This window comes from Bacillus sp. RO1 (assembly GCF_012524115.1).
Taxonomy (GTDB): domain Bacteria; phylum Bacillota; class Bacilli; order Bacillales; family Bacillaceae_I; genus Sutcliffiella_A.
In genome coordinates this window covers 1-9,742 of record NZ_JAAZWB010000029.1, presented here as the reverse complement: position 1 = coordinate 9,742, position 9,742 = coordinate 1, and the positions used below count along the sequence as shown (strand labels likewise).

10 protein-coding genes are annotated in these 9,742 nt (G+C 45.2%); all 10 read left to right on the top strand.

Annotated features, from left to right (window positions below; all coding sequences use genetic code 11):
- Positions 1–734 precede the first annotated feature (734 nt).
- Entirely contained in the window at positions 735–1,919 is a 1,185-nt protein-coding gene (locus HC179_RS02135; RefSeq protein ID WP_168862830.1) for an ATP phosphoribosyltransferase regulatory subunit, read from the top strand.
- Positions 1,916–2,545: an ATP phosphoribosyltransferase gene (gene hisG, locus HC179_RS02130; protein WP_168862829.1), complete on the top strand. Its 630-nt coding sequence runs from the start codon at positions 1,916–1,918 to the stop codon at positions 2,543–2,545. The genes HC179_RS02135 and hisG overlap by 4 nt, the downstream gene beginning before the upstream one ends.
- A 5-nt stretch (positions 2,546–2,550) precedes the next feature.
- The gene (gene hisD / locus HC179_RS02125) at positions 2,551–3,828 is read left to right on the top strand and encodes a histidinol dehydrogenase (RefSeq protein WP_168862832.1); all 1,278 of its coding nucleotides are present in this window, start codon (positions 2,551–2,553) and stop codon (positions 3,826–3,828) included.
- Between the two features lie 12 nt (positions 3,829–3,840).
- Complete coding sequence (hisB, locus tag HC179_RS02120; protein WP_168862828.1) at positions 3,841–4,428, top strand: imidazoleglycerol-phosphate dehydratase HisB; 588 nt, start codon at positions 3,841–3,843, stop codon at positions 4,426–4,428.
- Between the two features lie 3 nt (positions 4,429–4,431).
- A complete protein-coding gene (hisH, locus tag HC179_RS02115; RefSeq protein ID WP_168862827.1) occupies positions 4,432–5,064 on the top strand; it encodes an imidazole glycerol phosphate synthase subunit HisH in 633 nt (210 codons plus the stop codon).
- A 1-nt stretch (position 5,065) separates the two neighbouring features.
- The gene (gene hisA, locus HC179_RS02110) at positions 5,066–5,794 is read left to right on the top strand and encodes a 1-(5-phosphoribosyl)-5-[(5-phosphoribosylamino)methylideneamino]imidazole-4-carboxamide isomerase (protein ID WP_168862826.1); all 729 of its coding nucleotides are present in this window, start codon (positions 5,066–5,068) and stop codon (positions 5,792–5,794) included.
- Positions 5,795–6,553, top strand: coding sequence for an imidazole glycerol phosphate synthase subunit HisF (gene hisF / locus HC179_RS02105; RefSeq protein ID WP_168862825.1), 759 nt, complete (start codon positions 5,795–5,797; stop codon positions 6,551–6,553).
- Entirely contained in the window at positions 6,550–7,209 is a 660-nt protein-coding gene (hisIE, locus tag HC179_RS02100) for a bifunctional phosphoribosyl-AMP cyclohydrolase/phosphoribosyl-ATP diphosphatase HisIE (RefSeq protein WP_205825192.1), read from the top strand. The genes hisF and hisIE overlap by 4 nt, the downstream gene beginning before the upstream one ends.
- Before the next feature lie 143 nt (positions 7,210–7,352).
- Complete coding sequence (locus HC179_RS02095; protein WP_168862824.1) at positions 7,353–8,780, top strand: tetratricopeptide repeat protein; 1,428 nt, start codon at positions 7,353–7,355, stop codon at positions 8,778–8,780.
- A gap of 87 nt (positions 8,781–8,867) precedes the next feature.
- Positions 8,868–9,089, top strand: coding sequence for a hypothetical protein (locus tag HC179_RS02090; RefSeq protein ID WP_168862823.1), 222 nt, complete (start codon positions 8,868–8,870; stop codon positions 9,087–9,089).
- Positions 9,090–9,742: the final 653 nt, after the last annotated feature.

Below are 9,742 nucleotides of genomic sequence, written 5' to 3'. Positions count from 1 at the left end.
AAATATTGAGCCAGAGGAGTCCTCATAGCATGAATGAAGACCTGTCTAGCCGAAATATTGAGCCAGAGGAGTCCTCATACCCAGAATAAAGACCTGTCTAGCCGAAATATTGAGCCAGAGGAGTCTTCATAGCATGAATGAAGACCTGTCTAGCCAAAATATTGAGCCAGAGGAGTCTTCATACCCAGAATGAAGACCTGTCTAGCCGAAATATTGAGCCAGAGGAGTCTTCATACCCTGGATGAAGACCTGTCTAGCCGAAATATTGAGCCAGAGGAGCCCTCATAGCATGAATGAAGACCTGTCTAGCCGAAATATTGAACCAGAGGAGTCTTCATACCCTGGATGAAGACCTGTCTAGCCGAAATATTGAGCCAGAGGAGTCTTCATACCCAGAATGAAGACCTGTCTAGCCGAAATATTGAGCCAGAGAAGTCTTCATACCCAGAATGAAGACCTGTCTAGCCGAAATATTGAGTCAGAGAAGTCCTCATACCCGATATGAAGACTTGTCTAGCCTCAGTTTTGAGCGAGCGAAGTCTTCATAAAAATACAATTAAGCCTTCTATATAACAAGCACTTTGTCTCCAAGGATAAAGTGCCTTTTTTTACCCAAAATATAGAAAGACACACCCCAAACCGTTAACACTTGACCTAAAAGTTTCATTTTGTTAGTATGTTACCATATTAGCGAACTAAAGGATTTCAGATTATTTTAAAAGGTGGGTATCCACATGTCAAAACCATTCATGTTTGAAAAACCATTAGGAATGCGGGACACGCTTCCTTCCTTATATGAAGCAAAACAGAATGTCAAAAACACTATGACAGCAGAAATCAGTCAATGGGGCTATCAGTTCATGGAGACCCCAACCCTTGAATACTACGAAACGGTGGGCGAAGCATCCGCTATCCTCGATCAGCAACTTTTCAAGTTACTAGATCAGCAAGGACATACACTTGTGTTAAGGCCAGACATGACAGCACCCATTGCAAGGGTGGCTGCTTCAAGACTTTTAAATGAAGGTTATCCGCAGCGACTTGCTTACTCGGCCAATGTCTTCCGTGCGCAACAAAATGAAGCGGGTCGGCCGGCAGAATTTGAGCAAATAGGTGTGGAGTGCATCGGTGACCGATCCATCAGTGCCGATGCCGAGATGATTGCCTTGCTTGTGGCACTTCTCAAAAACACAGGGTTATCAACTTTTACCATCGCAATTGGTCATATCGGATTTTTGCAGGAGATCTTCCTCGACATAGTAGGTAATGAAGAACGCGCGGCAACCTTAAGAAGATACCTATATGAAAAAAATTACGTAGGGTATCGCGAGCATGTGAAAAATCTGCCGCTATCCTCTATCGATAAAAAACGCCTGCTAAATTTATTAACGTTAAGAGGGGATTCGTCCAACATTGAGCTTGCAAAAGAAGTGCTGGATGGAGATGCGGGTAAAAAAGCAATCCAAGAGCTAGAGCAGCTGTGGACGATGTTAGAAGCTTATGGTGTCGCAGAGTTTGTGAAGCTGGATCTAAATATTGTCAGTCATATGAGTTATTACACGGGGATTGTGTTTGAAGCGTATGCAGGAAACATAGGCTTCCCGATCGGAAATGGCGGAAGATATGATAAGCTGTTCCAAAAATTCAACCGTGAGAAATCGGCCACAGGGTTCGGAATCCACTTAGACCGTCTTCTAGAAGCAAAAGGTGTAAAGAAGACGGAAGTGAAGATACTGGGAGTACTGTTCAGTCAAGAAAGAAGAGAAGAGGCAATCGCATTTGCCACTTCTAAAAGAGAAGCAGGGGAAAAAGTAATCCTTCAGGACATTGCAGGTGTGGAAAATGTGGATGCATGCACAGCGTCCTTCAGTGATGTAACCTTTTTCCTTGGAAAAGCTAGAAAGGAGAGCGAAGCATGAGCGTACTGACAATCGCGATGCCAAAAGGGAGAATTTTTGAAGAGGCGGCTCAGTTGCTTGTTCAAGCAGGTTATAAAATTCCTCCCGATTTGGAGGATTCTAGAAAGCTGATTATTGATGTACCGGATGAAAACATGCGCTTTATTTTAGCCAAACCAATGGATGTGACCACTTATGTGGAGCATGGAGTGGCAGATGTCGGAATTGCCGGCAAGGACGTGATGCTAGAAGAAGAGCGTGATGTCTATGAAGTGCTTGATCTCAAAATCAGCGAATGCTATTTAGCGGTGGCAGGGCTGCCCGGAACGGAAATGAAGGATGTTGCCCCCAAAATTGCGACCAAATATCCTGGAATTGCTTCAAGCTATTACCGTGAACAAGGGGAGCAGGTAGAGATTGTAAAGCTAAATGGTTCTATTGAACTGGCGCCTTTGATTGGGTTATCAGACCGGATTGTGGATATCGTATCCACAGGACGAACGCTTAAGGAAAATGGATTAGTGGAGTTTGAGAGAATTGTGGATATAACATCGCGATTGATTGTCAATCCTGTGAGTTACCGGTTAAAAGACAAGCAGATAGATGAACTTGTGGATAGATTAGCAGAGGTAGTTGGAGAGGTGTAAAAATGATGAAGATAAAAAAGGTGAGCGAATCGGTGTCATTGCGCCGTTCAATTGACCAAGGAACAGAAGAACAACGTGATGCAGTACTGCAAATCCTACAAACGGTCAAAGAACGAGGGGATAAAGCGCTGTATTCATACACGGAAAAATGGGATGGTGCAAAGCTATCCACATTAAAAGTCACAAAAGAAGAAATCCAAGCTGCTTATCAACAACTTTCTCCACAAGTTATCAACATTATCCACAATGCCTCGGATAATATCCGTGAATTCCATCAAAAACAGGTAAAACAGTCTTGGTTATCCACAAAACCAAACGGCACGATTCTGGGACAACAAGTAACAGCACTCGATGCGGTCGGTGTTTACGTACCCGGTGGAAAAGCGGCCTATCCATCTTCCGTATTGATGAATGTCATCCCAGCACAAGAGGCAGGAGTGGAAAGAATCGCGATGGTGAGTCCCCCTTCTGCAGATGGGACATTACCTGCAGGAGTGTTGGTGGCGGCAGATATTCTCGGTGTGGATGAAATCTATAAAGTAGGTGGAGCACAAGCGGTTGCAGCACTTGCCTATGGAACGGAAACCATTCAGGCTGTGGATAAAATTGTTGGGCCTGGCAACATCTTTGTGGCACTTGCGAAAAAAGAAGTATATGGACTTGTGGATATTGATAGTATTGCAGGACCTAGCGAAATTGTCGTGTTGGCGGATGAGACGGCAAAGGCTAATGAGATTGCGGCGGATCTATTGTCTCAGGCAGAGCATGATGAACTGGCTTCAAGCGTGCTCGTGACTACGTCAGCAGTACTTGCCGAACAGGTCGCTCATGAAGTAGAAGAACAGCTATCCACACTTCCGCGTGAAGCAATAGCGCGAGCTTCTATTGAAGCATACGGTACTATTTTTATTACGGATACGATAAAAGAAGCTCTACGTGTGGTAAATGAGCTGGCACCTGAGCATTTGGAGGTCATGACAGCCGAGGCGATGAATCTTCTTCCGTACATCAAACATGCCGGAGCTATTTTCCTAGGAAGGTATAGTTCAGAGCCTGTGGGGGATTATTTTGCCGGTCCGAATCATGTGTTACCTACTAACGGGACAGCACGTTTTTCCAGTGGATTGTCTGTGGATGAATTTGTGAAAAAATCCAGTGTGATTATGTATAGTGAACAGGCTTTAAAAGAAAATGTGGATAAAATTGCAGCGTTTGCGCGATTAGAAGGATTGGAAGCGCATGCCCGTGCGGTGGAATCTCGATTTACTAACAAGGAAAAGTGAGGAGACATTGTGATGACACGAACGGCTAGTTTAGAAAGAAATACGAAAGAAACCCAAATACAGCTTGCTTTTACGATAGATGGAGAAGGAGCGGCAAAGCTTGAGACGCCTGTTCCGTTTATGACTCATATGCTGGACCTTTTTACAAAACACGGACAGTTTAATTTGGACCTGCAGGCAAACGGGGATGTGGATATCGATGATCACCACACAACGGAGGATATCGGAATATGTCTAGGCCAGGCGTTAAAAGATGCACTTGGGGATAAAGTGGGAATAAAACGATACGGAAACGCGTTTGTTCCAATGGATGAGGCGCTTGCACAAGTGGTCGTCGATTTAAGCAATCGTCCACATCTAGAAATGAGAGCGGAGTTTCCTAGCCAGAAGGTTGGAACATTTGATACAGAGCTTGTGCATGAATTTTTATGGAAGCTTGCTTTAGAGGCTCACATGAACCTTCATGTGATAGTGCATTATGGAACGAACACTCATCACATTATTGAAGCGATATTCAAAGCGCTTGGCCGTGCACTAGACGAAGCAACCACGATTGATCCGCGAGTTAAAGGGGTACCATCGACGAAGGGAATGTTATAGAAGATGATCGGCATCATAGATTACGGAATGGGGAATTTATATAGCGTGAGCAAGGCTTTAGAGCGGATGGGTGTCAAGTATGTCATTTCTAATGACCGGGATGTCTTGTTTGAAACGGAAGGCCTTATCCTGCCTGGTGTCGGCTCGTTCCGTGACGCCATGTCTATTTTACAAGAAACAGGTCTTGATTCTTTTATAAAAGAAGAAGTAGCACGGGGGAAAAAGTTACTTGGGATCTGCCTTGGCATGCAGCTGTTGTTTGAGGAAAGTGAAGAAAATGGCGTAACAGAAGGATTGTCTCTGTTGAAGGGTAAGGTGGAACGCTTTCCTGGAGTTACAGCGGAAGGTGCATCCTATAAAGTACCGCATATGGGATGGAACGAACTTGAATTCCAGCAGGCATCGCCGCTTTTGGAGGGTGTGCCAGAGGATTTCGTTTATTTTGTTCATTCCTACTATATAAAAGATTTTGCTCAAGCGGAACTACTGGCAAGCAGTACATATGATGTGCAGGTGCCGGCTGTAGTGGGACGCGACAATGTGTTTGGGACACAGTTTCACCCGGAAAAAAGCAGCAATGTCGGCTTGGCAATCTTGAAAAATTTTGTGGACCTTGTGAAGGAAGAGGAGCGATAATATGAGCTTTACCATTTATCCGGCTATTGATATGCGCGGTGGAAAATGCGTGCGTCTGCTGCAAGGAGATTATAGTAAGGAAACAGTTTACGGCGATTCCCCATTTGAAATGGCAAAAACATTTGTGGAGCAGGGTGCAGAGTGGATTCATATGGTGGACCTTGACGGTGCCAAGGCAGGCTCGCCAGTCAATGACCGCTTTGTGCTGCAAGTGGCCCGCGAGCTGCCTGCAAAAGTGCAGATTGGCGGGGGAATCCGTACGGCGGAGGACGTGGCGCGCTATTTGGAAAACGGTGTAGACAGAGTGATCTTAGGAAGTGCGGCAATTAATGACCCAGATTTTGTGAAGGCGATGCTTGCTAAATATGGTGCTAAGATTGCAATTGGCCTTGATGCCAAGGATGGTTATGTGGCAACGGAAGGTTGGGTGGAAACGTCGACTGTAAAAGCGACCGTGCTTGGAAAAGAGCTTGCGGATGCGGGAGCAGAAACATTCATTTTCACAGACATCGCAACGGACGGCATGCTATCTGGACCGAATGTGGATGCGACGGTTGAACTTGCTCGTGTGACAGGTGCTTCTGTCATTGCTTCCGGAGGAGTTAGTTCTGTGGACGATTTGTTGGCACTTCGGAAATATGCCGGCGATGGCGTGTCAGGCTCCATTGTTGGAAAAGCAATCTATACGGAGAAAATCAATTTGGCCAGTGCATTGGAAGAGGTGAAGTAAATGCTAACGAAACGAATTATCCCATGTCTTGATGTAAAAGAAGGACGGGTGGTAAAGGGGGTTCAGTTTGTCGAGCTCCGAGATGCGGGTGATCCGGTTGAGCTTGCTGCCTTTTACGATGAAGAAGGTGCAGATGAACTGGTGTTCCTTGATATTTCTGCCTCCCATGAAGGACGTGAAACGATGGTGGATGTCGTCGAGCAGGTGGCTGCTAAATTGGCGATTCCGTTCACTGTCGGAGGTGGCATCAACTCTATTGAAGACATGAAGCGGCTGTTGCGTGCCGGTGCGGATAAGGTTTCATTAAATACAGCTGCTTTGCTTAATCCTTACTTGATCCAGGCCGGTGCCGATTACTTTGGCTCACAATGTATCGTTGTTGCAATTGACGCTAAGTATGACGAGAGCCTCGGTTCGTGGAGAGTGTATACCCATGGCGGACGCAGGGAAACGGATTGGGAAGTGGTGGAATGGGCTCGTGAAGCTGTTAAGTTGGGAGCCGGGGAGATATTATTGACGAGCATGGACAGTGACGGGGAAAAGAAGGGGTTCAACTTGGCGCTTACTAAAGCGGTAAGCTCGGCCGTCTCCGTTCCGGTGATTGCTTCAGGTGGCGCAGGTGAAGCGTCCCACTTTTTGGATGCGTTTGAAGAAGGAGCGGCAGATGCTGCATTGGCAGCCTCCATTTTCCACTACAAAGAAACGAGCGTAAAAGAAGTGAAGGGCTATTTAAAGGAGAAAGGGGTGCAGGTTCGATGATCAATCTAGAAGCAGTGAAGTTTGATGAGAAGGGGCTTGTCCCGGCTATTGTGCAGAATGCCTCTACGAAAGAAGTGCTGACACTTGCATATATGAACGGAGAGTCGCTGGTGAAAACTGTCGAGACTCGGGAGACTTGGTTTTGGAGCCGCTCACGCGGTGAACTTTGGCACAAAGGGGCAACTTCCGGAAACACGCAGCATGTGGTAGAGATGCGCTACGATTGCGATCAGGACGCGGTGCTTGTGCTGGTGGAGCCGAATGGTCCGGCATGTCATAAGGGGGAGGAGACTTGTTTTCATGAGGTAGTGCTTGGTGGTGATTCAGGTGCGTCGGACTCCAGTAAATCTTCTTCCATTTTATCACGCTTAGAATCTGTCATTGCCTCTCGTGCTGTGGATAAGCCTGAGGGCTCTTATACTACCTATCTTTTTGAAGAGGGTGTGGATAAGATTCTGAAGAAAGTTGGCGAGGAAGCGGCGGAAGTAATCATCGCTGCGAAAAACCGTGACCGCGGGGAGCTTACCTGGGAGGTTGCAGATTTGTTCTTCCATGTGATGGTGTTGTTACGTGAACAGGACGTTAACTTGGAGGAAGTGTTGGCAGTGTTGGAGGAGCGGCATGCGAAAAAGCCCTCTGATGAACAGGAAGAATAACTTGGTTAAACACTTTTCTGGTTTCGAGGCTAGGAAAGTGTTTTTATTTGAAAATACAGCACACCTCAAAATTTCCCACCTATTCTTTCCAACCTCTCTTATGTTATACTACGAACGGTAAGTAAGTTTGTATGGAGGCTATAATGGGAAAAAATCCGAATGTGAAACTAGTTGCGAAGATCATCCCATTTGCGCAGAATGGCGATTATTTTTATCAAAAGGGAATCCGTGCTTATCGTAAGCGGGATTTATATAAGGCAAGAAAATGGCTCCAACGTGCGGAGGCGATGAAACCTAGTGATGCATCTATCATGTGTCAGCTGGCGATTGTCCTTACCGAGCTTGGAGATTATCAGCGTTCTAATGAACTTTTAGAAGATATTATAGAAGATTTGGCACCGGACATGCATGATTGTCATTATTTCTTGGCTAATAACTATGCTTACTTGGGGTTGTTTCAAGAGGCAAGAAAGCATGCTGAGGAATATTTAACGATGGAGCCAGACGGGGAATTTGTCGAGGATACCGAGGATTTGATTGATCTTTTGGAAATCGAGGTAGATGAAGTGGAAGATTATGTGGATGGTCAGGATCACCTCATTGTCATGCAGGAGAATGCAAGAGGCTTGCTTGAAAAAGGGGAACTAGATGAAGCGTTGGCGCTGCTCGAACAAATCATTGAGGAGTATCCACAATTCTGGTCCGCGTATAATAATCTGGCTTTAGCCTACTTCTACAAAGGGAATTTAGGAGAAGCTCGCGATGTCCTGGAAGAAGTGCTGGAAAAGAACCCAGGAAACTTGCATGCGCTTTGTAACTTGCTTGTCTTTTTCCATTACGAAAATAATGTGAAGGAAATGAACAAGCTAGCCAACCGACTTGAGAAAGTGACACCTATTTTGGTGGAACACCGTTATAAGCTTGGAGCGACTTTCGGGTTGATTGGTCGACACGAATTGTCCTACAAGTGGTTACGTTCTTTGCAGAAAAACGGTTTTCAAGGCGATGCGACGTTTTATTTCTGGCTTGCCAATGCAGCATATCAAACGGAACGCTTTACAGTTGCGGAACAGTCGTGGTCAAAAGTACTTGAAATGAATCCTGAAAAGGCAGGAACGGAGCCTTGGAATCAAATGGAGGATAAAACGGTTGAGGAAGAAGAAGCGGAACAGCTTTTTCATATTTTCCAATCAAGTACTTCTAGCAAGACTACAGTCAAAAATGTACTGGAACAATCCTTCGTCACGTCGACGGTCCGTGAATTTGCCATGTTTGCTTTATTGAAACGTAAAGATGTGCCATTAAATGTCGTGAATGGGTATGAAATTGCATCACTATTAAATACAAAACAAGCTGATATGCTAGTAAAAGAATGGTTTGATTTATATGCAAGAGCATTAAAACAAGCTGTCACTTTTACGAACGCACCAGCATGGGCAGCAGCATTCGCTTATGTTTGGAGCAAAGGAAACGGCTACGCTGTTACACAGAAAGAGCTGGTGGAAACATATGAGGTATCCGCAAGCACGATAAGAAAATATATAAAAAAAGTAGAAGATTTACTTTCTTAAAAACCGGGCAGGGGTGATGCTCGGTTTTTTGTGTGGTTAGACCTTAAGTTATGGAAGAAATGGTAAAATGGTGTTGGGGTGATGGAGATGAGAAAATACATATTATTGGTGCTATCCTTGATCAAGATTGCTCTTCCTTTTTATGCAATATATCATGAAAATAAACCACGAGTAGGTCCAATTGGAAACGGTCCTGCCCCGACTCCTTGGTTTCTGGTAACTTCAATGGTCTTAAGTGGTATCGCTTTTTTAGGGTTGAGCATAATCATGTTCGTAAAGGAAAGTAAGGGGAAAAACGGAACGCATTGAACCCCGGAACGGGTAAAAAGGAGGAAACATTGTCCTCATAGGATGCCAATGGAACCCTGAGTCGCCGAAAAAGAGAAAACATTGTCCTCATAGGTAGCCAATGAAGCCCTGAGTCGCTGAAAAAGAGGAAACATTGTCCTCATAGGGAGCCAATGGAGCCCTGAGTGGACGAAAAAGAGGAAACAAAGTCCTCATAGGTAGCCAATGAAGCCCTGAGTGGACGAAAAAGAAGAAACATTGTCCTCATAGGTAGCCAATGAAGCCCTGAGTCGCCGAAAAAGAGGAAACATTGTCCTCATAGGGAGCGAATGAACCCCTGAGTCGCTGCAAAAGAAGAAACATTGTCCTCATAGGGAGCGAATGAACCCCTGAGTCGCTGAAAAAGAGGAAACATTGTCCTCATAGGTAGCCAATGAAGCCCTGAGTGGACGAAAAAGAAGAAACATTGTCCTCATAGGTAGCCAATGAAGCCCTGAGTCGCCGAAAAAGAAGAAACATTGTCCTCATAGGGAGCGAATGAACCCCTGAGACGCTGAAAAAGAAGAAACATTGTACTCATAGGTAGCCAATGAACCGCTGAGACGCTGAAAAAGCAGAAACATTGTCCTAATAGGTAGCGAATGAAGCGCTGAGTCGAAGAAAGAGAAGAAACA